This window comes from Sulfitobacter sp. AS59 (assembly GCF_038899995.1).
GTDB lineage: Bacteria > Pseudomonadota > Alphaproteobacteria > Rhodobacterales > Rhodobacteraceae > Sulfitobacter.
Genome location: NZ_JBBMQK010000002.1, coordinates 261,199 through 284,010 on the forward strand (window position 1 = coordinate 261,199; position 22,812 = coordinate 284,010).

The window sequence follows — 22,812 nt, forward strand, 5'->3', positions numbered from 1 at the left end:
GGCGCGTTTTCCAAGTGGATGGGGCGTTAGGCGTTCGCCATCATCCCTTTTTCGCGGGCCAGTTCGCGCATCCGTTGCTGTAGCTTTTCGAACGCGCGCACCTCGATTTGGCGGATGCGTTCGCGGCTGACGTCATACTGGCTGCTCAGATCTTCGAGCGTAATGGTTTCATCGGACAGACGGCGCTGTGTCAGAATATCCTTTTCGCGGTCATTCAACACATCCAGTGCTTCGGCCAACATCTCGCGACGGGTTTCCAGCTCGTCACGTTCGGCGTAATCGCCAGCTTGATCGGCGTCTTCATCCTCGAGCCAATCCTGCCATTGCATGGTGCCTTCGCCCTCGGACCCGACGGTCGCGTTCAGCGAGGCATCGCCCCCCGACATACGACGGTTCATCGAGATGACTTCGGTTTCGGTCACGCCAAGGTCGGTCGCAATACGCTTAACGTTTTCGGGGCGCATGTCGCCCTCTTCCAACGCACCAATGCGGTTTTTTGCCTTGCGCAGGTTAAAGAACAGTTTCTTTTGGCCCGAGGTGGTGCCCAGTTTCACCAAGCTCCACGAGCGCAGGATATATTCCTGGATCGAGGCGCGGATCCACCACATGGCATAGGTCGCCAGACGGAAACCTTTTTCGGGGTCAAAACGTTTGACGGCCTGCATCAAACCCACGTTGGCCTCGGAGATCACCTCGGCCTGTGGCAAGCCATAGCCACGATAGCCCATGGCGATTTTCGCCGCCAAGCGCAGGTGGGATGTGACCATCCGATGCGCGGCTTCGGTGTCTTGCTCTTCAACCCAACGTTTGGCGAGCATGTATTCTTCTTCAGGTTCCAACAGCGGAAACTTGCGGATTTCCTGCATGTAGCGGTTTAAACCGCCCTCTGGTGTTGGTGCTGGCAGATTTGCGTAATTAGCCATTTTCTTGTCCCTTTCCCTAGTTTTAGGGGCCCATGTTATTGGGCTTAACATAGATATGGAGAGCGCTAACACTGATTTCAAGTGCTCTCTACCGTCAGTTTCTTAATATGGCGTTAATCTTAATGAAGGAAAGTTACACGGCGATGCTCACGCGGACGTGCAGTTTGTGACGATTAAGCCTGCGCCAACCCGACCAGTTCCAGCAGTTCCGTCATATCGCGCGGCAAAGGGGCCTCGAACCGGACCATTTCGCCCGTGACGGGATGTTCAAACCCCAAAACCGCAGCGTGCAACGCCTGCCGTGGAAAGGCCCGCACGGCGTCGGACGCGATTTCCGGCAAGGCCGCCTTGGGCAGTTTGCGTTTACCACCATAGGTTTGATCGCCAACCAGTGAATGCCCCGCATGGGCCATATGCACCCTGATCTGATGGGTGCGCCCGGTTTCCAGCCAGCATTCCATCAGCGCCAGAACCGGAGGATTACCAAAGCGGTGGATCGTCCGGGCCCGTGTAACGGCGTGACGACCGCCCTGAAACAACACCGCCTGACGTTGCCGATCGGTGCGGTGGCGGGCCAGTTGTGTGGTCATCTTGAGGATATTGCCCGGTTCAAAGCTCGCCCCTTTGACGCCGCGCAGACGCGGATCGTTCGCGTCAGGTACACCGTAAACAAGCGCCTGATAATAGCGTTCCACAGTGTGTTTTTCGAATTGTTTGGCAAGCCCGTGATGGGCCGCGTCAGATTTTGCCACCACCAGCAGGCCCGATGTGTCTTTGTCGATGCGGTGCACGATACCGGGGCGCTTCATACCGCCAACGCCAGACAGATCATCGCCACAATGCGCCAACAGTGCATTGACCAATGTTCCAGACGGGCTGCCGGGGGCGGGATGCACGACCATGCCCGCAGGTTTGTTGATCACGATCAGATCGGAATCCTCAAAGATCACATCAAGCGGGATGGATTCGGGGGCGATGTGGCTTTCTTCGGCCTCTTCGACGTCGATGGTGACTTCCTGCCCTTCCATGACGCGCGCACGCGGGTCTGTGACGACAAAGCTGTCGATTTGCACGGCCCCATCCGTGATCAGCCGCAGCAAACGGGTGCGCGACAGGTTCGCATCCTCTGGCACATCGCGGGCAAGCGCCTTATCAAGGCGCGGCGGCGGTGTGTCCGCGATGACAAAGCTGATACGGCGGTGCGACATGACTGATCCTTCCGAGCCCCCAAACATCAAATTCCTGCGGAGGCTGGTGACGGTGCTGACCGCCACAATGATTTTCGGCCTTCTAGTCGTGATTGGCCTGCTTGTCATCCGCTTCTCGAGCACGTCACCAGATTTACCGGAAGTGATCGCACTGCCAAGCGGTGAAAAGGCGACGGCATTCACGCAAGGCCCCGATTGGTACGCCATTGTGACACAGGATAATCAGATTTTGATTTTTGACCGGACGAGCGGAAATTTACGACAAACCGTCGATATAGAATAGCAGGATCATTATTAAATAGCGGGGGGGGGATGATGGTACCACCTCCTGGTCTCGAACCAGGGACCTCCTGATCCACAATCAGGCGCTCTAACCAACTGAGCTAAGGCGGCACTTGCGCCGATCTAACGTCCAAGCAAAAAGATTGCAATACCCTAAGACGTGGGAATTTGATTTGTTCGTCACATTGCCATGTTTGGTGAAACTTGCCTTTCATATGCACCCGCGCTAGGGCTGGCGACAACATTTCGGAGGGACCTATGGGTATCGACACTGAACGCGACATCGAAGCAAATCTGCAAATCGGCCCAACCGATGCAGGCATGGTTCGGCTTTTTATTGAAGCCGAGGGCGGTATTGAGATTCCGATGGATTTCACGCCAGACGAGGCTGTCGAGATCGCCGAAGAAATCATGGCAGCGGCCCACCGCGCCGGTAAAGCCGGCAACAAAAAGCGCTAAGCGCATAGAGCCGGGGATAAGGGGGCCAGCCCCCACCGCGCCAAGGCGCGGCCCCCCGGGATTTAGATCCATTTGGAATTACAGATCAGTCCCAATGCGGGGTCATGTGCGGATCACGCAAGTGGTGGAGCCTGCGCGCTGCGTGGGTTGCAAACCTATGGGTCATGGCCTTGCGGCGGGCGGCGGCAAGGCGGGTTTCCGCGCCCATGCGCAGGACTTCGGCACCGTAGCCATCGGCGATGATCAGGCCGGAGTGTTCTGGCAAAAGATCAGTGTCGAAATCGGCATCAACGGCCCAAAAAAAGCGGTCTGCCCATTCTAGATAGCCCTGCCATTTATTGTCGGTCATGAAATCGGCACGGCTGGATTTGCATTCGACGATCCAGATGTCGCCCTTGGGGCCAAGGGCCATCACATCGACGCGCAGGCCGCGGGTGGGGACCAGTTCCTCAACACAGGCAAAGCCGAGAGCGGACAGGTGGCGGGCCACGCCGCGGGCCAGAATTTGACCGGGCTGAAGTTGTTTGGTGTCGTCAAGCATCATGCCCGCACTTATGAACAATAGGTGAACATGAGGCAAGTCCTGACCTTGCGGCTTGGTAATCTTGCTGTGCCGCCCTATCTTTGAACCCTGAGATAAAGGGGCGATCCATGACAGATGAAACGAGCAATACGTCGGGCAACCAGCGCGGGGCGCGCTATGCCCTAGAGCTTGAGGCGCATCTAAGCTGGCTGGATACATTTTCCGGCACCGCCTTGGGGGTTCTGGCCGTGGCATCGGGGATTTATACCTATCTAGGGGTTTCGTCCTTGCTGGATGACAATGGTGCGATGTCGGCCTTTGCCGCGATTGCCTATTCCATTGCTGTCTCCGTCGGCATCTTTGTGTTCTGGTCCTATATGCTGCGTCTATTCCCTGCTGTGCGCAGTGCGCGGGCGCGTGTGGGGTTGTTGGGGGCGATGGGCCTCGGGTCGTTCGCGATCATCGCAATGTCCAGTTGGTTGAACGCGGCGGCGCTTGCCGGATCGGCGGCGGTTGAGCAGCATCTGGCCGTCACGGTGCAGGAATATCAGGAATCGCTGGAGCGCGCCCACGAGATTGCCCTGTCCGCCCAAGGGTTGGAGCGCGACGTGACCCGCGTGCGCCAGAGTTTTGAAGACCTGAGCGAGCAAGAAGCCAGCGGCGGACTGTCTGGCCTTGCCGGGCGCGGTGCGGTGTTTCGCGTGCTGCGGCAAAAATCATCCGAACTGGCCGGGCTTGAGGCACAGATCGCCACACAAACCCCGCTGGTCGAAGCCGCCTTTGCCGAAGGTAATCAATTGCTCAGCCGGATGCGCGCGCTGACGGTTGAGCCCGGCCCCGTCGAGGCACGGTCGGTCGAGTTTTCAGAGCAGGCCGTGCGGCTTGCCGGTCTGATCGCCCAATTGCGCCAGCTTTCTGTTGCGTCCTTGGTTGAGCGTGCAGCACAGGATTTGTCTGCTTCGGTTGTCCTGCCAGAGCTGGACGGCAGTTCGGCTGAGCAGCGCGGCAATCAGGCGTCCACCATCACATCGGTGCTTGAGGTCTTGGCACAACGCGCCACCACATTGGAGCGCGCAGCCCAAGCCGTGCTGGCCATGCCCCCGCCCACTGAGACCACCTATACCCCCATTTCCAGCGCCGATGCCGTGATCAAATACGCGCGCAACTTTGTGCCATCCTGGGCCGGGGCCATTGCAATTGATCTGTTGCCGGCCGTGTTGGTGTTCATCCTTGCCATCACCCACGGCGCGATCCGCGAGGGGCGCGAAGGCACGTCGATTGAAGAAACCCTGACGCTGGCCGAGCTGCGCGCCGCCGTGAACGCCATGCGTGACGTCGAAGCGTCGATGAAAGGCACGGTGGAGATTGCGGAGGCCACCACCGAAAGCCCGCCCCGCGTCACCCCGTTGAAATCATCATGAGCGACACAGCCGACGCACCCAAACGCAACCCGATTGGCAGGGTGCTGGCTTGGGTTCTGATCTTTCAGCTGGGGCTAGCCGGGTTGCTGTTTTGGGGCGACCTGCGTGACGGGTTACGTCTGCCAGGTTTCGGCCCGCGTGCGCCGGAACTGACAGAACCCGTGCGCCCCGGGGATCAAACCAGACGCTTCCGCCCCGACCGCGCGCCGCCCGGCGGCCAACCCATGCCGTCATCGCCCCTGCCCGACCGGTTGACGTTGACCGTGGTTGAAGGCGGGCAAAGGGCCCTGCTGGAAGGGGGCATTGTGCCGGGTGACGCCGAGCGGATCGAAAAACAACTGGCCGAGCTGGCCCCAAAACCCCAAGGCGTGATCCTAAACTCCCCCGGTGGATCGGTGCAGGACGCGCTATTGTTGGGCCGTTATCTGCGCGATGCCGATCTGACGACGGCATTGCGGTCTGGCGATATCTGCTATTCCGCCTGCCCCTATTTGCTGGCCGCTGGCATAGGTCGCACCGTTCCCGATGATGCCTCCGTCGGCGTACATCAACATTATTTCGGGGAAAGCACGCTGCTGCCTGCCTTTGTCGCGGTGGAGGACATCCAGCGCGGTCAGGGCGAAGTCTTGACATATCTGGATGACATGGGCATTGATCCGCTGGTGATGCAGCACGCGTTGGTCACACCGCCCGATGAAATCTATGTGCTGCTGCCGCAAGAGCTGGAACGCTACCGTTTTATAGAAAAACCGAGCGGCAGCTAAGATAGCCCCTTGTCGTGGGGCCAGCGCGGGCCTACCTGTTGGCTGTGACGGTTCTGCCCTGTTTGTAAAAGTTACATTCCAGTGGCCTTAAGCAAATCCGAGGGAGCTGGCTCTGTTCGAACCCTGGTTCTTTTACCTGGCGCCCACCTGTACATACAGGTCCTCGGGAATATACAACGGTACGGCAGTGGTGGTTCCGTCACACTTTGCAAGCGCGCTGAACCCGCGCCAGCACCAGATTTCATAAACTTGGATTAAAACGCTTCGGGACGCGCTTCGCGGGCCATGTGATCCAGAACCGCATTCACGAATTTCGGCTCATCGCTGCCTTCAAAAAACGCGCGCGCGACGTCTACGTATTCGGTGATCACGACCTTTGGTGGCGTGTCCTGATCGCGTAATTCGGCCCCCGCAGCGCGGAACAAGGCGCGCAATGTCGGGTCAATGCGTGCAATCGGCCATTTCGCAACCAAGGCGCGGTCGGTCATTTGGTCAATCGCGGCTTGATCGTTCACAGCCGTCTCAAGCACCTGAGAGAAGTGGCGGATGTCGCCATCGATCATTTCCTCGCCATCATAAGTGGCCCCGAACCGGTGGTTCAGGAACTCTACCTTCACGGTGTCATAGCTTTGCGATGAATGTTCCATCTGGAACAGCGCCTGCACCGCGTAAAGCCGCGAGGCTGATTTCATCTTGCGTTTTTGATTGCCCGAAAGGCCGGCGGTGGGTGTCATGCTGTCTTGGGTCCGTCATTGTCGCCCGCCATCAGATATTCATCCGAGCGGGGCTTGAAACCGATGTCTTTGCGAATTTCGCCCCACTTACGGGCGAGCGCGATCAGATGCAAGGCCGCAGCAGCAGCGCCGCCCCCCTTGTTTTGCCTGGCAGGATCAGCACGGACCGCCGCCTGTTCGTGATTTTCCACAGTCAGGATGCCATTACCGATGCACAGCCCCTGCAAGCCCATCAATTGCAACGCACGACTGCTGTCGTTGCACACCGTCTCGTAATGGGTTGTTTCGCCACGGATCACACAGCCAAGGGCGACATAACCGTCAAAGTTGCTTTTGCGATCAGAGATGCCGATGGCGGTGGGAATTTCCAACGCACCGGGCATTTCAACCACATCCCATTCAACGCCAGCAGCTTCCAATTCGGCTTTGGCCCCTTTGAGCAACCCATCCGCAATGTCGGAATAATAGGGCGATATCACGATCAAAACCTTAACGGGTTTGTCAAACTGCGGCGTGACCAATGTGGTGTGATTTGTAGCTACCATTGGGATTACTCCGTTGTGATGGGGCGCGTGCCCACGATGCTCAGGTCATAGGCGTCCAGACCCAGATAGCGCGTGTCGGGGTTGTCCGTCAGCAAGACGAGCTTGTGCAGACCCAGCGTCGCCATGATCTGTGACCCCAGACCGGTACGTTTGATGGTACGCGGGCGTTCGTCTTCTTCGTCCTCGAACCGCAGGCGCGGATCGGGGTCACGGAACAGCAGCACCGCTCCGCGCCCCTCGTCTGCGATGATCTGCATTGCGCGGGGCAATTCATCTGCGGGGCTGGGACCAAGGCCCAAGATATCCTCAAGCGCGTTAATGGCGTGGGTGCGCACCAAGACAGGCGCGTCCGTGGTCAGATCGCCCTTGGACAGCACCACGTGATCGGTGCCGCTGATCTCATCGGTAAAGATTTGCATCTTCCATTCACCGCCATAGGCTGAGGTCACTGTACGGCTCGTGCGCTCAACCAGCAGGTTGTCGTGCTTGTGGCGGTAGGCGATCAAATCGCTGATCGTGCCCATCTTCATGTCGTGCTCTTTGCAGAACTCAACCAGATCCGGCAGCCGCGCCATGGTGCCGTCTTCCTTCATAATCTCGCAAATCACGCCTGACGGGTGCAATCCTGCAAGCCGCGAGATATCCACTGCAGCCTCTGTATGGCCCGCGCGCACCAGCACGCCACCATCACGGGCGCGCAGGGGGAACACATGCCCAGGTGTGGCGATATCCGCAGGGCCAATATCTTCGTCAATGGCCGCCTTCACAGTCAGCGCACGGTCACCTGCGGAAATGCCGGTGGACACCCCTTCGCGGGCCTCGATAGACACGGTAAATGCGGTCTCATGGCGGGCCGAATTATTGACCGCCATCATCGGCAATCCCAGCTTATCAATCCGCGCTTCCGTCAGTGGCAAGCAGATCAATCCGCGCCCGTGGGTGGCCATAAAATTGATCGCAGCCGCATCGGCAAACTGCGCAGGGATCACCAGATCGCCCTCGTTTTCGCGGTCTTCATGATCAACCAGAATAAACATCCGGCCCTGTCGAGCCTCTTCGATGATCTCTTCGATGGGAGAGATGGCCGATGACAATTCAGTTTCAACCGGGCCGGGCGTTTCAAATTGCATGGGGCATTCCTCTTGTGTCGCGTGTTCTGGCACATAGCCCACCACACGCGACTTTGCTAGAGCACGGGCACCAAGCTAGAGCACGGGCACCAACGCCCCTGCTTCATTTTGCCAAATAAACTCAATTCCGCCGCGTCATCCGCGCGCAGGTGCCCGCGTTAGGCCCCTGCCCCGAAATAACGCCCCGCCTCAAGATACCCGGCAGCCTTACTTGCGGCAGACCAGTCGCGTTCAATCGCGGTGTCGCCGATGATCAGCACTTGATCGCCTGCCAGCTTGCGGCCCTGTACCGCATCATTCAGATGATCGCGCATGTCTGACCAACTGTCGGTGAACTTCGGGGCCTGACCTGCAAAATCCAACACGGGGTTCGCGCCAGCAATCGTTGCCGGAACAAGTGGACGGTGCACCAGCGCCAGCTTTTGCGCCCCTTGAACGGTGTTCAACACATCAGCCTGACGCACGGGCATTTGCGGCGCATCTGCACGTACCACCCGCAGTGCATTGTTCGAAAACAGCAGCGCCAGAATATCACGCCCGGTGGCCTGACGAATGGCCGCATAAGCCTTGTAATCCAACCCCAGCTCGCGCGCCCGTTTGACGCGCATTTTCACGACCATCAGAGGAATCGTCTTTGGCATTGCCGCTTCGCGGGCCTTTTGCCATTGAAAGCTGCGCCACTTATGGCCGCTCTCCATGCTGGGGCCGTTGTTATGACCGATCCCCGCGCTCATGACATTTCCGCCAGCCGCGCGACGTAACGCGCCAAGGTATCAATCTCGAGGTTGATGCGGTCGCCGATGGCCACATCGCCCCATGTCGTTACTTCTTTGGTATGGGGGATAAAGTTGATGCCAAAATCACAGCCGTTGACCTCGTTCACCGTCAGGGACGTGCCGTTCAGGGCAACCGATCCTTTGGGCGCGATGAACCGCGCAAGGGCAAGCGGGGCGCGCAGGGTGACACGGGTGCTGTCGCCATCATCCTGCATCGCGATCACCTCCGCCACGCCATCAATATGGCCCGATACAATGTGCCCGCCCAGTTCATCACCGACCTTCAGCGCCCGTTCCAAGTTCACCCGCCGCCCCAATTTCCAATCGCCAAGGTTGGTTTTATCGACGGTTTCGGCGCTAATCTGCACCTCGTACCAATTGGGCCCCAGATCCACGACAGTCAGGCAGACGCCGTCGCTGGCGATGGACGCGCCCATATCGATCCGGCTTGTGTCATATCCGGTTTCAATACGCGCACGCAGGTCCCCTTCTTGCGTAAGCGTTGCGATTTTTCCGACGTCTGTGATAATTCCTGTAAACATGCGCAGCCCTTTTTGTATCCTCTAAGGAGTTAGCCCCCCGCCCCGATCATGACAAGTCCGCGTAGCTGCCCCATTTTAGCCCCAATTGAATGAATATACCTGAGTTAATCAGTATGAACCGAAAGCCGAGATGAATTCCGCCCCCTCAGAACATAGGGTTTTCTTGTTTTTGCAAGGCCCCCATGGCCCCTTCTTTAACAGATTGGGCAAAATGCTCCGGCTTGCCGGGGCCGAGGTGTGGCGTGTGGGTTTTAATGCAGGCGACCGGGCATTCTGGTTTCATCCGGCCAGCTATATCCCGTTTCGGGGTAAGGCAGACGCCTGGAAAGACACCTTTGTTGGACTGCTCGCCGACAAAGGTGTCACTGATATTGTGCTCTACGGCGACACGCGCCCTATCCACGCGCAGGCCGTGGCCGAGGCCAAAGCCCGCGGCCTAACCGTGCATGTGTTCGAGGAAGGCTATATGCGGCCCTACTGGGTCACCTATGAACGCGGCGGATCAAACGGCAATTCACGGCTAATGGACATGACCATCGACCAGATGCAGGCGGCGCTGGCCAATTCCGATATGGAAGCCCCCTTGCCCCCCGGCCATTGGGGCGACATGCGCCAGCATGTGTTTTATGGCGCGCTCTATCACTGGTTTATTTTGGCGCGGAACGGCGACTATCGTAATTTCCGCCCCCACCGCAGCATTCCGGTTACCAAAGAATTCAGCCTGTATATCAAGCGGCTGTTGCTGATGCCTGTGCTGGCCTTGGACCGGTTGATTGCGACAATGCGTATCCGGTTGGGCGGTTTCCCCTATCATCTGGCCCTGTTGCAGTTGGAACATGACAGCTCGTTTCAGGAACATTCCAAATTCGATACAATGTCAGACTTTCTGCGTCTCGTGGTCGAAGGCTTTGCCAACGGCGCGCCGCGCCATCATCATCTGGTGGTCAAAGCGCATCCGCTGGAAGACGGTCGCACGCCTGTGCGCCGCGATCTTAAACGCATCGCCCGCGAATTGGGCGTGTCAGACCGCGTGCATTACGTACGCGGCGGCAAGCTGGCGCAACTTTTGAACGATGCGCGCACTGCAGTGACGGTGAACTCCACCGCAGGTCAGCAGGTGCTTTGGCGGGGTATCCCGCTTAAGGTGTTTGGCCATGCCGTCTATGCTAAGCCCGAATTCGTGTCCGATCAGCCGTTGCATGAGTTTTTTGCAGGTGCTGCGCGCCCCGACAACAAGGCCTACAAGGACTACCGGCGCTATCTGTTGGAAACCTCGCAGCTGCCTGGTGGGTTCTATGCCGCACGCGGCCGCACCCAGTTATTGCGCCAAGTGGTGGACATGATGCTGGCCGATCACGACCCTTATGACGCACTGGAACAGGGCACCGCGGCCCCTCGGCAACAGTTGCGCGCTGTAACTTAGGCCAATCCCTTCCAAACAGTAGCTTTTTGATCCGAACTGCGATAGGTTATCCCAAATTACGTCGAAACAATCGGCGATCTTGAGGCAGAAATTTGAATAGGTCGAGGAGACCGGGCAGTGAAATCCGTATCTTTTCGGTGGGCACGTCCCATCGCAGTTCTTGCGGCAATCGCCGTGATATCTTCATGTGGCTTGCCGCAAGTTGGCCCGAATAAACGTCAAATCTTTTCCGGTTCCGTGCAGCGCGAAGGCGACGCATTCATTGTCGAAGTCAATGATCGCGTGTCCCGTGCCACCGCCGTGACCCCCGCCTTGGGCTTTAGCCGAGCCTTTATTAATGCGGGCCAAATCGGGTCAGACACGATCAATGCCGGTGATACGCTGGGCCTGACGATCTGGGAAAACGTCGATGACGGCCTGCTGGCAAGCCAAGCCAGCAACGCAACCATGCTCGAAGAGGTCCAAGTGGACGGGGCTGGCTTTATCTTTGTGCCCTATGCTGGGCGCATCAAAGCATCAGGCAATTCCCCCGAAGCAATCCGCCGTATCATCACAGAACGCCTGTCCGAACAAACGCCCGACCCGCAGGTTCAAGTGCGCCGCATTGCGGGCGACGGTGCCACAGTATCCCTGATCGGCGCGGTGGGGGCGCAAGGCGTCTATGCCATTGAACGTCCAACCCGCACATTGTCGACCATGCTGGCACGCGCCGGCGGTGTGTCGATCACACCCGAAATCGCACAGGTCACCGTTCTGCGCGGCGGCCAACGTGGCAAAATCTGGTTCGAAGACTTGTACGAACACCCCGAGCTGGACATCGCCCTACGCGGCGGTGACCGCATCTTGGTCGAGGAAGACACACGGTCGTTCACCGCACTTGGCGCAACCGGATCCCAACAAAGGGTGCCGTTTGAATCGCAAAACCTGTCCGCCCTAGAAGGCATCGCGCAGGTTGGCGGTCTGAATGCACGCTCGGCCGATCCGACGGGCGTATTTGTGTTCCGTAATGAACCCCAAGAGGTCGCTGCACAGGTTCTGGGCCGTAACGATCTGCAAGGGGCGCAACGGCTGGTTTACGTGTTGAACCTGACCAAGCCCAACGGCATGTTCATGGCCCGCGACTTTGTGATCCGCGACGGCGACACGCTTTATGTCACCGAAGCGCCGTTCACCCAGTGGAGCAAGGTCATCTCCTCGATCACCGGTTCCGCAAGCTCGCTCAACAGCGTGAGCAACCTTACCTCGAGCAACTGATCGCAAAAATGGCTTTAGGGCCTGAGATATACGACAGCCCCGCCGCCGGACCTCAACAGGACCGGCGGCTTTTTGTGTATAATGGCGGGTTTCTACGGCAGAAACGGCTGCGACGGATTTTGCAATTGTCGGGGTATTCCATTCATCTTGGCCTGCCACGACAAGGGGACGCCGTCGCGGTTTGGGGCAATTCCCCGACCGCCCATCGCGGCCTTGCGGTAGCTGCAAAACGCACTGCCCCCGTCCTGCGCATTGAGGATGCGATGCTGCGCTCGCTGTTTCCGGGCCGCGCCGGAGAACCTCCGCTAGGGCTGCTGATCGATACCAAAGCTGCGCATTTTGATCCGTCCCGCCCGTCCGATCTGGAAACTTTGCTGGCCACCCATCCGCTGGATGACACGGCGTTGCTAAACCGCGCGCGCGGCTGCATCGCCCGCATGATCGAGGCGCAACTGACCAAATACACCGGCTTTGACACAGACCTGCCCGCACCAGACCCCGGTTATGTGCTGGTGATCGACCAGACCCGAGGCGATGCATCGGTGACCGCATCCGGCGCAGACCGGTCGCGGTTTTTGGAAATGCTGGTTTTTGCCCAGCAGGAAAACCCCGGTGCGCGCATCATCATCAAAACCCACCCCGAGACAGCCGACGGTTACCGTCCGGGACATTTCGGGCCAGAAGATACCAACGATCGGATCACACTGCTAACGGATCCGATCAGCCCCTGGGCGCTGTTTGAAGGAGCTGTTGGCGTCTATACGGTGTCGTCGCAAATGGGCTTCGAGGCGATTTTCGCCGGCCATAAACCGCGCGTGTTTGGACAGCCGTTTTATGCGGGCTGGGGCCTGACGGATGACGAATTTCCCGTACAGCGCCGTCAACGCATACTTACCCGCGCCCAGATTTTTGCGGCGGCGATGATTTTGTATCCCACATGGTATGACCCGCACCGCGACCAGCTTTGCGATCTGGAAACAGCCATCGAAACACTAGCAGCACAAACCCGCGCGTGGCGCGAGGATCACAACGGCTGGACCGCCTCTGCCATGCGGCTGTGGAAACGCCGGCCCCTTCAACGCTTCTTTGGTGGATGGTCGCCAGTCCTGTTCCAAGATGATCCAGCCCGCGCGCGCAAGGCAGGTAAGCCTTGGATGGTTTGGGCCGGTAAAGCTGGCAGTGATCACGACGGGGCAATTCGGGTCGAAGACGGGTTCTTGCGCTCGCGCGGGCTGGGGGCCGATCTGGTACCGCCCCTATCCTTGGTTTGTGACGATCTGGGCATTTACTACGACCCCCGCCAGCCTAGCCGGCTGGAAAAATGGATCGAGACACGGCAAAAAATCCGCCCGGATCAACAGCTGCGCGCCGAGCGGCTGATCGCTGCATTACGCACCAGCGGCGTGAGTAAATATAACCTCGGCGGCGCTGCGGACCTTGCAAAAATTCCCAAGGGGCACCGCATTCTGGTGCCGGGCCAGGTCGAGGATGACGCATCGATCATAACAGGGGCGGGTGCGGTTTCGACAAATCTAGGGCTTTTGCAGGCGGTACGAGCCGCGCATCCCGATGCCATGATCCTCTACAAGCCGCATCCCGATGTTGAGGCTGGCCTGCGCAGCGGCGCTGTTGATACCACCGGTCTAGCGGATGTCGTACTAAGCCATGCTGATCCCATCGCAGCACTTGCCCATGTTGATCAGGTTTGGACCATGACCTCGCTTTTAGGGTTCGAGGCACTGGTGCGGGGGATCAAGGTCGTCACGCTGGGCACCCCGTTTTATGCGGGCTGGGGCCTAACGGACGACCGCGGAGACATACCCCCCCGTCGCCGCGCCAAGGTGACGTTAGAAGGCTTGGTCCACGCGAGTTTGATTGATTATCCGCGCTACTTTGATCCGCGTACAGGCAGCGCTTGCCCTGTTGAGTTGGTCGTGGAGCGGTTGCGCCACGGCGATCTGCCGCATCCCGGTATGGCAAATCGTATGCTGGCCAAGGTGCAGGGGGTCTTTGCCAGTAAAGCGCATCTGTGGCGTAAGGGGTAAATGTTGGACTGGGGGCTGGCCCCCACACAAGCGACCAAGTGGGGGCCAGCCCCCACACCCCCGGGATTTTGGACCATTTGGAAAATTAGGTTTCTGCGCGGTCCCAGATGTGCAGCACGTCGGGGCCGATTGTTTGGGTCGAGTGGAGCCTAAAGCGGGGCGCGGAGGCGAGGCGGGTTATGCCAAGCGGGCCGATCGCAGGTACTCCGTCAGACCCGATCGTGACACCTGCGGTAAAGCCCACGAGGCGATCCACTAGCCCAGCGTTTAGCAAGGTGGCCGCGAGCCCGCCGCCACCTTCGCAAAAAATCCGGGTCAGGCCATGGGAGCCGAGGTTTTGCAAAAGGTCATGCGGGTCGATTTGGCCGGCATGGGTGGCGCAAGGGATCAGGGTTGCCCCGATGCCCTGCCACGCCTTGACCAGTTGCGGGTCAGCGGTGCGCGCGTGGCACAGCAGCAGCGGAATTTCTGACGCCGTTTGCGCCAGTTTGCCGCCCAAGGGCAGATCGAGATGTTTGCTGATCACGATGCGCGCCGGTTGGCGTGAGATGCCAAGGTCGCGGACATTCAGGCTGGGGTCGTCTTTGCGCGCTGTACCGCCGCCCACCATCACCGCATCATGGCGCGCGCGCATGGCATGGACCAAGCGACGCGCCGGGCCTGCCGTGATCCATTGGCTATCACCTGTGGCCGTCGCGATCCGGCCATCAAAGCTGCTGGCCAGTTTCAGCGTGACCATGGGGCGGCCTTGATCAACCTTTGAGAAGAAACCGATGTGATCTACGCGGGCTTGCTCCTCGGACAGACCAACCTCGACCGCGATACCTGCGGCCTGCAACATCGCAATGCCCTGACCGCTGACGCGCGGATCGCTGTCGGTGCAGGCAATGACCACGCGCGCAATCTGCGCATCAATCAAAGCTTGCGAACAGGGGGGTGTTTTGCCGGTATGTGCGCAAGGCTCAAGCGTGACATAGGCCGTGGCCCCTTGGGCCGCGCTGCCCGCTTGGCGCAACGCCTCGGTCTCGGCATGGGGACGCCCGCCGGCTTTGGTCCAGCCGCGCCCCACGATACGGGAGCCCCGCACGATGACACAGCCCACGGCGGGATTGGGCCAGACGGCCCCTTCCCCCCGCTTGCCCAAAGACAGGGCAAGCGCCATAAACCGGGTGTCGTTTGCGGTTGTCACTCTTCTGGCGGAACGTCGGGGCGCAATTCCTGAACGAATTTATCGAAATCATCCGCCGCTTGGAAATTCTTGTAAACGCTTGCGAACCGCACATAGGCGACGGTGTCGATGCGGGCCAAGGCCTCCATCACGATCTCGCCGATTTGCTTGGACCCGATGTCGGTCTCGCCCATGCTTTCGAGACGCCGCACGATGCCCGAAATCATCTGATCAATCCGTTCGGGATCAATCGGGCGTTTTTGCATCGAAATGCGGATGGAGCGTTCGAGCTTGTCACGGTCAAAGTCTTCGCGTTTGCCAGAGCTTTTGATGACAACAAGATCGCGCAGCTGCACACGTTCATATGTCGTAAAACGGCCACCACAGGCCGGGCAAAAACGGCGGCGGCGGATGGACACGTGATCCTCTGCCGGACGGCTGTCTTTGACTTGGGTATCTATATTTCCGCAAAACGGGCAGCGCATTGCCGTTCCCCTTTATTTTCTGATCTGCCTCAATAGTGGGGCTGTTCACCCTCTTGTCTAGAACTATAGGATACCCGCAGGGTTTTGGGTAGGGGCGAATTACATCGCTAAATGTTGTGTTTTGAAAAGTGGCATGAACCCAACAGCTGTCCCGTGCGTTGGCTCCGGAACGGAACAGAATTCAGGAGATCACCATGACCAAGACCCTATTTATTACGGGTGCATCCAGCGGCATTGGTGCCGCAACTGCCAAGGCCGCCGCAGCGGCTGGTTGGAACGTCGGATTATTCGCGCGCAGCGAGGATAAGCTGAACGATCTAGTGGCAGAAATCGGCCAGCAAGCGATCGCCCTGCCCGGCGACGCCACATCATATGAGGCGCAAAATGATGCGCTGGACAAGCTGGCGGAAAAGTTCGGGCAAGTGGACGCCGTGTTTGCCAATGCAGGCCGCGGCACTGCGCAGGGCGGCACCGAAAAGGGTGATCCGGAGGATTGGAAATCCATGGTCGATCTGAACGTGATGGGCGCGCTTTATACCGCGCATGCCGCTATGCCGCATCTGCGTAAAACGACCGGCCAATACATCGTGACCGGATCGGCAGCAGGGCGTCGCCACATCAAGGGATCGATCTATGGCGCGACCAAGTTCTTTATCCACGGTTTCGCGGGTAATCTGGCGGATGAGATGGCCGAATGGGGCGGCCGCTGCATGGTGGTATCTCCCGGCATGGTGAACACCGCATTCTTTGACGAGGCCAAGCCAGACAAGCTGCAACCCGATGACGTCGCATCAGCTGTTATGCACGCGCTTGAGGCCCCGGCCCATGCTGCCGTGCGTGAAATCCATCTGATGCCAGTGGGTTAAACCTTGGGCTAGGACGCCGCAAAATGTGCCGCGACGCGCCTGACATGGGGTGCGTCGCGGTGTTCGAACAGATAAATACCCTGCCATGTGCCCAGCATCATCACCCCGGCTTGCACAGGGATAGACAGGCTGATGGGCAACATTGCCGCCTTGATATGGGCTGGCATATCATCCGGCCCTTCCAAGGTATGGGTAAGATACGACATCGACGGATCATCGCTGCGCGGGACTGCGCGACTAAAGAACGCCAGCAAATCGCGCTGCACATCCGGATCGGCATTTTCCTGTATCAACAACGACGCAGAGGTGTGGCGTACCATCAACGTCAGCAGCCCGTCTGACGAGGCATTCAGCCAGCGCGCCACGTCGCCTGTAAATTCGTACAGGCCCTGCCCGTGGGTCGAAATCTGAAACTCTGTTATCATCAGTTCAGCTTAGGCGCACGATCTGGTGCAGACAACCGCCCGTTAGCGGCTGGGCAGATACAGATCTGGGCAGAACGACAACGCATGCCCCACAGACAGCCGCGACCCCTGACGGTTAAGCGATGGGCCGATGATCAACACGTTAACCGGCGTCAGACCCGTTGGATCAAGCGTAAATGACACGGCGTTAGGTTGGCCAAGCCCACGCACCTGCGGCGCGCTGACATAGATGTCTTGGTCGCTGCGCGCACCAAGTTCATCACGCGCATAATCCACAGCCGAACACCAAATGCCGCGCGCACCATGGCCTGTGTCGCCTTCGATCCGGACACCGTTTTCCAGCGGCGTGAACACGAGCCGACCGTTCGCCGGATACCCTTGGGCCGCCAAAGGGCCCGACATCACCGAGGCGATGACGACTGCTGCGATATTGCGTTTCATAACAGGCTTCATCCCTTACAGGTCGTTCAATTCGATAATGTAATCTTTGCAATACTGGCTGCTATGCCCGATGGTCAGACCAATGCTTTGTTGGTCGACACTGATGGAATAGGATTTTTGCGGCGGGCTTGGCAGATCGTTTGGGTCAGTTGTGAAAACAACGCCGATACGGCCCGCGCCGCTGATCGACGGGCCGCGTGGGGTTTTGATATACATCCGTGTTGAATTGGTTAGCCCAAGGCGGTCCTGCGCGTAGCTTGCTGCAGCGCACCAAATACCGCTGGGGCCTTCGCCTCTTGCCTCGATTACCTCAAAGCTTGACCCGCCCAGCGGAATAACATTCAAACGGTTGATCGCCTCATAGCTTTGCGCATGGGCCGCGAAGGGCACCGTGGCACAGATTACGGCAGCAAGAATTGAACGCATTTGGACATCTCCTGTTCAGCGGCTTTCCTGTTAAGATAGTGCCGCGATACAAATAACAAAATCACAGCTCGGTGACTGGTGCCTTGCAGCTGTGGGCGGGCGGTTTGGGCCCTATTTGACATCCCTTGGTACGGCAGCGAATGTTCGTCTGTTCATTTTGGCATAGATCGGAGGCGCTTTGTTAACCGGAAAAGTCGTTGCCGTGGCAAAGGATAGTGTTCACCGCTTCTCAAAAAAAGTGGTCTCTGAAATTCGCATGATCGACGGCCTGGGCGTCGAAGGTGATGCGCATCTAGGGCGAACTGTAAAACACCGCTCTCGTGTTGCGATTGATCCAGCGCAACCCAACCTAAGACAGGTCCATCTGATCCATTCAGAGCTGTTCGAGGAGGTCGGCGCAAAAGGGTTTAACGTTCATCCTGCTGATCTGGGCGAAAACATTACAACCGTTGGCATCGATCTACTGGCGCTGCCCCGAGGGACCATTTTGCGCATTGGCGACGCGGTGGAGCTTGAAGTGACGGGCCTAAGAAACCCCTGCCACCAGATCGATGACTTTCAGCCGGGGCTTCTGTTCGCCGTATTGTCAAAAGGTGAGCGGGGCGAAATTTTGAGAAAGTCCGGCATTATGACGGTGGTGAAGACGGGAGGGATGGTGAAGGCAGGGGATGTCATCCAGTCCATTTATCCTGAAAAACCGTATTTGCCGCTTGAGAGGGTCTGATGCGCGGGGCGTCAGCAGGTGGCGGATATCCTGCGCCAAAGTTACAGCCCCAGTTCGCGGCCCGCCCAACAACGCAAAAGGGGCGAGGTAATCACCCCGCCCCTTACGCAAAATACTAAAATTCAGCTTTACTGATCCAGGAACGACCGCAGCTTGCGCGACCGGCTGGGGTGCTTGAGCTTGCGCAGCGCTTTGGCTTCGATCTGGCGAATACGTTCGCGCGTAACGCTGAACTGTTGGCCCACTTCTTCGAGCGTGTGGTCAGTGTTCATACCGATACCAAACCGCATCCGCAGCACACGTTCTTCGCGTGGGGTAAGCGACGCCAGAACCCGCGTGGTGGTTTCCTTGAGGTTTTCCTGAATGGCACTGTCGAGCGGCAGCACGGCATTCTTGTCCTCGATGAAATCGCCCAACTGGCTGTCTTCTTCGTCGCCAATCGGTGTTTCCAGCGAAATTGGTTCCTTGGCGATCTTCATCACCTTGCGCACTTTTTCCAAAGGCATTTGCAGCTTTTCTGCCAATTCCTCGGGCGTTGGTTCGCGGCCGATCTCGTGCAGCATCTGACGGCCTGTGCGGACCAGTTTGTTGATCGTTTCGATCATGTGCACAGGAATACGGATGGTACGCGCCTGATCCGCGATGGACCGGGTGATTGCCTGACGGATCCACCACGTCGCATAGGTGCTGAATTTATAACCACGACGGTATTCGAATTTATCAACGGCCTTCATCAGACCAATGTTACCTTCTTGAATAAGATCAAGGAATTGTAGGCCGCGGTTGGTGTATTTTTTAGCGATCGAGATAACCAAACGCAGGTTCGCCTCGACCATTTCTTTTTTGGCCTGACGGGCTTCTTTTTCGCCTTTCTGAACTTGCTGCACGATGCGGCGGAATTCAGAGATATCAAGACCGACATATTGACCGACTTGGGCCATGTCAGCGCGCAACTCTTCTACTTTGTCGGACGAGCGTTCGATGAACATCTGCCAGCCGCGACCGGACTTCTCGGACATCCGCTCCATCCAGTTCGGATCAAGCTCGTAACCGCGATAGTTATCGACGAATTCCTTGCGGTTGATACGTGCTTGGTCGGCAAGTTTCACCATCGCACTATCGATCTGCATGATGCGACGGTTGATGCCGTAAAGCTGGTCAATCAACGCTTCGATACGGTTGTTGTGCAGGTGAAGTTCATTCACCAGCAAAACGATTTCAGACCGGACCTTCTGGTACTCTTCCTCGTCTTTTTTCGAGAATGTACCGTCTTCGTTCAGGGTCGCAGAAATCCGGCTGTCCTGAATTTCGCTAAGGCGAACATAATCGTCAGCGATGATATCCAGCGCCTCAAGCACCTGAGGCTTAAGCGCGGCTTCCATCGCGGCCAGCGACATGTTGGCTTGTTCATCTTCATCATCGTCATCGTCATTTGCAATCGGGTTGCCGTCGGCATCGACTTCGCTTGCTTCCTCGGCGGGCTTGGCCTCGGCTCCCGGAACGACCGGCACAACCGGCGTGGTCTCTTCCTCGCCCATCTGGGTGCCAAACGTCGCCTCAAGGTCGATCACATCGCGCAGCAAAATGTCTTCGGACAACAGTTCGTCGCGCCAGATCGTGATCGCCTGGAATGTCAGCGGGCTTTCACAAAGCCCCGCGATCATGGTGTTGCGACCCGCCTCGATCCTCTTGGCGATGGCGATCTCGCCCTCGCGGCTTAGCAGTTCGACAGACCCCATTTCACGCAGATACATGCGCACAGGGTCATCGGTACGGTCCAGCTTTTCTGAGGTCGAGGCCGACAGCGTGACATCGCGGTTGCTATCCGTGGTGGCAACATCCGTGCCGCCTTTGGCTTCTTCTTCCTCGGCGTCTTCGTCTTCGATGATGTTAATGCCCATTTCGGACAGCATCGACATCACGTCTTCAATTTGTTCCGAGCTCACCTGCTCGGGCGGCAAAACCGTGTTCAGCTGATCATAGGTGATATAGCCTTTTTCACGGGCGTCACCGATCATCTTCTTGACGGCAGCTTGACTCATGTCGAGCGAGTGGCCGGCATCCTGATCGTCAGACTTAGCGTCTTCATTAGTATCTTTGGCGGCCATTAAGCTTCCTCCAGCGAACATAAGCGAATCACACATAGTGATTCGAAATTTTCCGAATCATGCGGGGTTCTGGGTGATTCTTAAACCCGTTACCCTGCTTTTTATTAAACATCCCGGCGAAAAAGCCACGCAGGGGTCATTTATCTTCCTCGGCGCCCTTTCCACGGATCGCCCCAAGCAACGCGTCAAAGGCGCTGCGCTCGTCTCGGCTGATATGCGCACCGTTTTCCGCGATGTCATATTCCGCCGTATCTTCTTGGCCACTGCGCTGCGCACGGTCAGCATTTCGCGCCGCCTCACTTAACCGCCACGTCAGCCCTTCGTCGGCGACGCCGGTTAGATCTTCCATGGCATCTGCAATCTCGGCATCCAACCCGCGCACGGCTTCCAGCTTGCCCAGCTCTTCGGCAACAGTCATTCGGGTCATGTCGGAATTACCGGGGGTCCTAATGCACGGCGTCACTGCAACGTGGCGTTGCGACCGCATATTTTCAAGGGTCTGCTCGCCCAGTGCGCCGTATATCTTTTCGCGCAACGCTGCGGGTTCCAGATGCATGTGGCGCAACATCAAATCCCTGATCCGCCCATGATGGCTGTCCTGGCACTGCATCGCTGCAAGCCCGGTCTCGAATTCCTCGACCAGCTCGGGGCAGCCAAGCAACGCGCACAGGATCACCGCCTCGCGCAGATGCTCTGTCGCGCCCAGCCCGGCAGCGGTCACCAACATCGATGACTTTGCACTGGGCGATGGCCCCTGCGGTGCCGCGTTCCAACGCCCCTGCCCGCCGCTGCGCCCGCCCGGCGTAAACGTCTTTTTCGCCTGCTGCGGCCGGAACAGCTGATAGCGCAGGTCCTTAATTTCCTGACCGTAGTGGCTGCGGATTGACGGGTCCTTGATCAGTTTGATCTTCTCGCGCAGCGCCTTGTCCAACGCGGCCTTGCGTTCAGGGCTGTCAAAGACGCGCCCTTCGGTCTCGCGCTGCCACAACAGCCGCACCATCGGCATGGCCCCGTCCAGCAACCGCTGCAATGCCGGCGCACCATGGGCGCGCAATAGATCATCGGGGTCTTGCCCCTCTGGCATCATCGCAAACCGCAAGGATTGCCCCGCCTCTAACAACGGCAGTGCCAGATCAATCAAACGTAAGGCCGCACGCTGGCCGGCTGTATCCCCGTCCATCGTAATGATCGGTTCGGGCGATATCCGCCACAGCATCTGTAACTGGCTTTCGGTGATCGCAGTGCCAAGTGGCGCAACCGCCGCGCCAAACCCGGCCTCGACCAGCGCGATCACGTCCATATAACCTTCGGCCACCAGCAACGGTTGCCCCTGCCCCGCCGCCGTGCGCGCCTCTTTGACGTTGTAGAGACTGCGGCCTTTGTCGAATAACTCGGTCTCGGGCGAATTCAGGTATTTCGCATTATCGCTTGGGTCCATGGCACGGCCACCAAAGGCTATCGCACGCCCCCGCGCATCGCGGATCGGATACATAATCCGCCCCCGAAACGTGTCATAGGGCCGCCCGCCTTTGGTCGATGGCTTGGCCAACCCCGCGCCAAAAATCAGATCATCCTCAACGCCTTTGGCCTTCAAATGGTCCCACAACCCCTGCCACTGGTCCGCAGCAAAACCGATCTCCCAACGCTCCAGCGCCTGTGCAGATAACCCGCGCCGCGCCAGATAATCCCGTGCGGCACCCGCCGCGCCGGTTTGCAACTGCAAGCGGAAAAACTGAACCGCCTGCTCCATCACCTCGGCCAACTGGGTGCGTTTATCGGCTTTCTGCTGCGCACGTGGGTCTTGTTTCGGCACAGGCATCCCGACCTCGCGCGCCAAAATCTCGACCGCCTCCATGAAGCTCACGTTCTCGGTCTCACGAATAAAGGTTATCGCGTCGCCCTTGGCGTGACAGCCAAAGCAGTAATAAAACCCCTTGCGATCATCTACATGAAAACTGGCAGATTTTTCCTGATGGAACGGGCATGGGGCCCACATATCGCCCTTGCCCTGATTGGACTTGCGCGCATCCCACATAACTTTGCGCCCCACCACCTGTGACAGGCTGGAACGGCTTCGCAATTCATCTAAAAATCCAGGGGGCAGGCTCATAACACTATATATTGGCCCAGCATGGACAGA

Annotated in this window: 24 protein-coding genes, 1 tRNA gene and 1 other RNA gene; 10 read left to right on the forward strand and 16 right to left on the reverse strand. The window is 58.3% G+C overall.

The window, feature by feature from the left end; all coding sequences use genetic code 11:
* Positions 1–26: 26 nt before the first annotated feature.
* Together rpoH and WNY39_RS05505 are read right to left on the reverse strand one after the other, a co-directional pair.
* A complete protein-coding gene (rpoH, locus tag WNY39_RS05500) occupies positions 27–923 on the reverse strand; it encodes an RNA polymerase sigma factor RpoH (protein WP_342844663.1) in 897 nt (298 codons plus the stop codon).
* Positions 924–1,096: 173 nt separating this feature from the next.
* Positions 1,097–2,131 (reverse strand): RluA family pseudouridine synthase, encoded by a 1,035-nt coding sequence (locus WNY39_RS05505; protein ID WP_342844664.1) that lies wholly within the window; start codon positions 2,129–2,131, stop codon positions 1,097–1,099.
* Between WNY39_RS05505 and WNY39_RS05510 the strand changes: the two genes are divergently transcribed.
* Positions 2,130–2,414, forward strand: coding sequence for a DUF6476 family protein (locus WNY39_RS05510; RefSeq protein ID WP_342844665.1), 285 nt, complete (start codon positions 2,130–2,132; stop codon positions 2,412–2,414). The two genes, WNY39_RS05505 and WNY39_RS05510, sit on opposite strands and share 2 nt — an antisense overlap.
* A 33-nt stretch (positions 2,415–2,447) precedes the next feature.
* Here the strand turns inward: WNY39_RS05510 and WNY39_RS05515 are convergent.
* Positions 2,448–2,524, reverse strand: a tRNA-His gene (locus tag WNY39_RS05515).
* Positions 2,525–2,671: 147 nt separating this feature from the next.
* Between WNY39_RS05515 and WNY39_RS05520 the strand changes: the two genes are divergently transcribed.
* Positions 2,672–2,872, forward strand: a complete 201-nt coding sequence (locus WNY39_RS05520) for a DUF6324 family protein (protein WP_341234190.1) — start codon at positions 2,672–2,674, stop codon at positions 2,870–2,872.
* A gap of 85 nt (positions 2,873–2,957) precedes the next feature.
* Here WNY39_RS05520 and WNY39_RS05525 read toward each other — a convergent pair whose 3' ends face one another.
* Positions 2,958–3,416, reverse strand: coding sequence for an MmcB family DNA repair protein (locus WNY39_RS05525; RefSeq protein ID WP_342844666.1), 459 nt, complete (start codon positions 3,414–3,416; stop codon positions 2,958–2,960).
* A gap of 107 nt (positions 3,417–3,523) precedes the next feature.
* Here WNY39_RS05525 and WNY39_RS05530 point away from each other — a divergent pair, with 107 nt between their 5' ends.
* From WNY39_RS05530 to ssrS, 3 genes are all read left to right on the forward strand, one after another.
* Complete coding sequence (locus WNY39_RS05530; RefSeq protein ID WP_342844667.1) at positions 3,524–4,816, forward strand: hypothetical protein; 1,293 nt, start codon at positions 3,524–3,526, stop codon at positions 4,814–4,816.
* Positions 4,813–5,580, forward strand: a complete 768-nt coding sequence (locus WNY39_RS05535) for a hypothetical protein (protein WP_342844668.1) — start codon at positions 4,813–4,815, stop codon at positions 5,578–5,580. The genes WNY39_RS05530 and WNY39_RS05535 overlap by 4 nt, the downstream gene beginning before the upstream one ends.
* Before the next feature lie 47 nt (positions 5,581–5,627).
* Positions 5,628–5,781: non-coding RNA, 6S RNA (gene ssrS / locus WNY39_RS05540), on the forward strand.
* Positions 5,782–5,834: 53 nt separating this feature from the next.
* Here the strand turns inward: ssrS and nusB are convergent.
* From nusB to WNY39_RS05565, 5 genes are all read right to left on the reverse strand, one after another.
* Positions 5,835–6,314: a transcription antitermination factor NusB gene (nusB, locus tag WNY39_RS05545; protein WP_093915775.1), complete on the reverse strand. Its 480-nt coding sequence runs from the start codon at positions 6,312–6,314 to the stop codon at positions 5,835–5,837.
* Complete coding sequence (locus WNY39_RS05550; RefSeq protein WP_342844669.1) at positions 6,311–6,859, reverse strand: 6,7-dimethyl-8-ribityllumazine synthase; 549 nt, start codon at positions 6,857–6,859, stop codon at positions 6,311–6,313. Before WNY39_RS05550 ends, nusB begins: the two co-directional genes overlap by 4 nt.
* Before the next feature lie 5 nt (positions 6,860–6,864).
* A complete protein-coding gene (gene ribB, locus WNY39_RS05555; protein WP_342844670.1) occupies positions 6,865–7,989 on the reverse strand; it encodes a 3,4-dihydroxy-2-butanone-4-phosphate synthase in 1,125 nt (374 codons plus the stop codon).
* A 158-nt stretch (positions 7,990–8,147) separates the two neighbouring features.
* The gene (locus WNY39_RS05560; protein ID WP_342844671.1) at positions 8,148–8,723 is read right to left on the reverse strand and encodes a hypothetical protein; all 576 of its coding nucleotides are present in this window, start codon (positions 8,721–8,723) and stop codon (positions 8,148–8,150) included.
* The gene (locus WNY39_RS05565) at positions 8,720–9,307 is read right to left on the reverse strand and encodes a riboflavin synthase (RefSeq protein ID WP_342844672.1); all 588 of its coding nucleotides are present in this window, start codon (positions 9,305–9,307) and stop codon (positions 8,720–8,722) included. Before WNY39_RS05565 ends, WNY39_RS05560 begins: the two co-directional genes overlap by 4 nt.
* A gap of 130 nt (positions 9,308–9,437) precedes the next feature.
* Here WNY39_RS05565 and WNY39_RS05570 point away from each other — a divergent pair, with 130 nt between their 5' ends.
* From WNY39_RS05570 to WNY39_RS05580, 3 genes are all read left to right on the forward strand, one after another.
* Complete coding sequence (locus tag WNY39_RS05570) at positions 9,438–10,730, forward strand: capsular biosynthesis protein (protein ID WP_342844673.1); 1,293 nt, start codon at positions 9,438–9,440, stop codon at positions 10,728–10,730.
* Between the two features lie 117 nt (positions 10,731–10,847).
* Positions 10,848–11,984 (forward strand): polysaccharide biosynthesis/export family protein, encoded by a 1,137-nt coding sequence (locus WNY39_RS05575; protein ID WP_342844674.1) that lies wholly within the window; start codon positions 10,848–10,850, stop codon positions 11,982–11,984.
* A gap of 8 nt (positions 11,985–11,992) precedes the next feature.
* On the forward strand, positions 11,993–14,029 hold the full coding sequence (locus WNY39_RS05580) for a capsular polysaccharide biosynthesis protein (protein ID WP_342844675.1): 2,037 nt from the start codon (positions 11,993–11,995) through the stop codon (positions 14,027–14,029).
* Between the two features lie 85 nt (positions 14,030–14,114).
* Here WNY39_RS05580 and ribD read toward each other — a convergent pair whose 3' ends face one another.
* Both ribD and nrdR read right to left on the reverse strand, forming a co-directional pair.
* Positions 14,115–15,218, reverse strand: coding sequence for a bifunctional diaminohydroxyphosphoribosylaminopyrimidine deaminase/5-amino-6-(5-phosphoribosylamino)uracil reductase RibD (ribD, locus tag WNY39_RS05585; protein WP_342844676.1), 1,104 nt, complete (start codon positions 15,216–15,218; stop codon positions 14,115–14,117).
* Entirely contained in the window at positions 15,215–15,682 is a 468-nt protein-coding gene (gene nrdR / locus WNY39_RS05590) for a transcriptional regulator NrdR (RefSeq protein WP_008225048.1), read from the reverse strand. The genes ribD and nrdR overlap by 4 nt, the downstream gene beginning before the upstream one ends.
* Positions 15,683–15,876: 194 nt before the next feature.
* On the opposite strand from nrdR, the gene WNY39_RS05595 reads away from it, so the two are divergent.
* A complete protein-coding gene (locus WNY39_RS05595) occupies positions 15,877–16,548 on the forward strand; it encodes an SDR family oxidoreductase (protein ID WP_342844677.1) in 672 nt (223 codons plus the stop codon).
* Positions 16,549–16,556: 8 nt separating this feature from the next.
* Here the strand turns inward: WNY39_RS05595 and WNY39_RS05600 are convergent, their stop codons facing one another.
* The 3 genes from WNY39_RS05600 to WNY39_RS05610 are packed head-to-tail and all read right to left on the reverse strand — an operon-like array spanning position 16,557 to position 17,840.
* Positions 16,557–16,973, reverse strand: a complete 417-nt coding sequence (locus WNY39_RS05600) for a secondary thiamine-phosphate synthase enzyme YjbQ (RefSeq protein WP_342844678.1) — start codon at positions 16,971–16,973, stop codon at positions 16,557–16,559.
* Between the two features lie 42 nt (positions 16,974–17,015).
* Positions 17,016–17,414: a hypothetical protein gene (locus WNY39_RS05605; protein ID WP_342844679.1), complete on the reverse strand. Its 399-nt coding sequence runs from the start codon at positions 17,412–17,414 to the stop codon at positions 17,016–17,018.
* A 15-nt stretch (positions 17,415–17,429) separates the two neighbouring features.
* Complete coding sequence (locus WNY39_RS05610) at positions 17,430–17,840, reverse strand: hypothetical protein (protein ID WP_342844680.1); 411 nt, start codon at positions 17,838–17,840, stop codon at positions 17,430–17,432.
* Between the two features lie 178 nt (positions 17,841–18,018).
* On the opposite strand from WNY39_RS05610, the gene WNY39_RS05615 reads away from it, so the two are divergent.
* Complete coding sequence (locus WNY39_RS05615) at positions 18,019–18,564, forward strand: MOSC domain-containing protein (RefSeq protein ID WP_342844681.1); 546 nt, start codon at positions 18,019–18,021, stop codon at positions 18,562–18,564.
* A gap of 128 nt (positions 18,565–18,692) precedes the next feature.
* On the opposite strand, the gene rpoD is transcribed toward WNY39_RS05615, so the two are convergent.
* Positions 18,693–20,672: an RNA polymerase sigma factor RpoD gene (rpoD, locus tag WNY39_RS05620; protein WP_342844682.1), complete on the reverse strand. Its 1,980-nt coding sequence runs from the start codon at positions 20,670–20,672 to the stop codon at positions 18,693–18,695.
* A gap of 136 nt (positions 20,673–20,808) precedes the next feature.
* The gene (gene dnaG / locus WNY39_RS05625; RefSeq protein WP_342844683.1) at positions 20,809–22,782 is read right to left on the reverse strand and encodes a DNA primase; all 1,974 of its coding nucleotides are present in this window, start codon (positions 22,780–22,782) and stop codon (positions 20,809–20,811) included.
* Positions 22,783–22,812: the final 30 nt, after the last annotated feature.

Excerpts from the sequence above, each read along its gene's own strand:
- rpoH (WP_342844663.1), bottom strand. The coding sequence starts at position 923 with ATGGCTAATTACGCAAATCTGCCAGCACCAACACCAGAGGGCGGTTTA.
- WNY39_RS05510 (WP_342844665.1), top strand. The coding sequence starts at position 2,130 with ATGACTGATCCTTCCGAGCCCCCAAACATCAAATTCCTGCGGAGGCTG.
- WNY39_RS05505 (WP_342844664.1), bottom strand. The coding sequence starts at position 2,131 with ATGTCGCACCGCCGTATCAGCTTTGTCATCGCGGACACACCGCCGCCG.
- WNY39_RS05520 (WP_341234190.1), top strand. The coding sequence starts at position 2,672 with ATGGGTATCGACACTGAACGCGACATCGAAGCAAATCTGCAAATCGGC.
- WNY39_RS05525 (WP_342844666.1), bottom strand. The coding sequence starts at position 3,416 with ATGATGCTTGACGACACCAAACAACTTCAGCCCGGTCAAATTCTGGCC.
- WNY39_RS05530 (WP_342844667.1), top strand. The coding sequence starts at position 3,524 with ATGACAGATGAAACGAGCAATACGTCGGGCAACCAGCGCGGGGCGCGC.
- WNY39_RS05535 (WP_342844668.1), top strand. The coding sequence starts at position 4,813 with ATGAGCGACACAGCCGACGCACCCAAACGCAACCCGATTGGCAGGGTG.
- nusB (WP_093915775.1), bottom strand. The coding sequence starts at position 6,314 with ATGACACCCACCGCCGGCCTTTCGGGCAATCAAAAACGCAAGATGAAA.
- WNY39_RS05550 (WP_342844669.1), bottom strand. The coding sequence starts at position 6,859 with ATGGTAGCTACAAATCACACCACATTGGTCACGCCGCAGTTTGACAAA.
- ribB (WP_342844670.1), bottom strand. The coding sequence starts at position 7,989 with ATGCAATTTGAAACGCCCGGCCCGGTTGAAACTGAATTGTCATCGGCC.
- WNY39_RS05560 (WP_342844671.1), bottom strand. The coding sequence starts at position 8,723 with ATGAGCGCGGGGATCGGTCATAACAACGGCCCCAGCATGGAGAGCGGC.
- WNY39_RS05565 (WP_342844672.1), bottom strand. The coding sequence starts at position 9,307 with ATGTTTACAGGAATTATCACAGACGTCGGAAAAATCGCAACGCTTACG.
- WNY39_RS05570 (WP_342844673.1), top strand. The coding sequence starts at position 9,438 with ATGAATTCCGCCCCCTCAGAACATAGGGTTTTCTTGTTTTTGCAAGGC.
- WNY39_RS05580 (WP_342844675.1), top strand. The coding sequence starts at position 11,993 with ATGGCTTTAGGGCCTGAGATATACGACAGCCCCGCCGCCGGACCTCAA.
- nrdR (WP_008225048.1), bottom strand. The coding sequence starts at position 15,682 with ATGCGCTGCCCGTTTTGCGGAAATATAGATACCCAAGTCAAAGACAGC.
- WNY39_RS05595 (WP_342844677.1), top strand. The coding sequence starts at position 15,877 with ATGACCAAGACCCTATTTATTACGGGTGCATCCAGCGGCATTGGTGCC.
- WNY39_RS05600 (WP_342844678.1), bottom strand. The coding sequence starts at position 16,973 with ATGATAACAGAGTTTCAGATTTCGACCCACGGGCAGGGCCTGTACGAA.
- WNY39_RS05605 (WP_342844679.1), bottom strand. The coding sequence starts at position 17,414 with ATGAAACGCAATATCGCAGCAGTCGTCATCGCCTCGGTGATGTCGGGC.
- WNY39_RS05610 (WP_342844680.1), bottom strand. The coding sequence starts at position 17,840 with ATGCGTTCAATTCTTGCTGCCGTAATCTGTGCCACGGTGCCCTTCGCG.
- rpoD (WP_342844682.1), bottom strand. The coding sequence starts at position 20,672 with ATGGCCGCCAAAGATACTAATGAAGACGCTAAGTCTGACGATCAGGAT.
- dnaG (WP_342844683.1), bottom strand. The coding sequence starts at position 22,782 with ATGAGCCTGCCCCCTGGATTTTTAGATGAATTGCGAAGCCGTTCCAGC.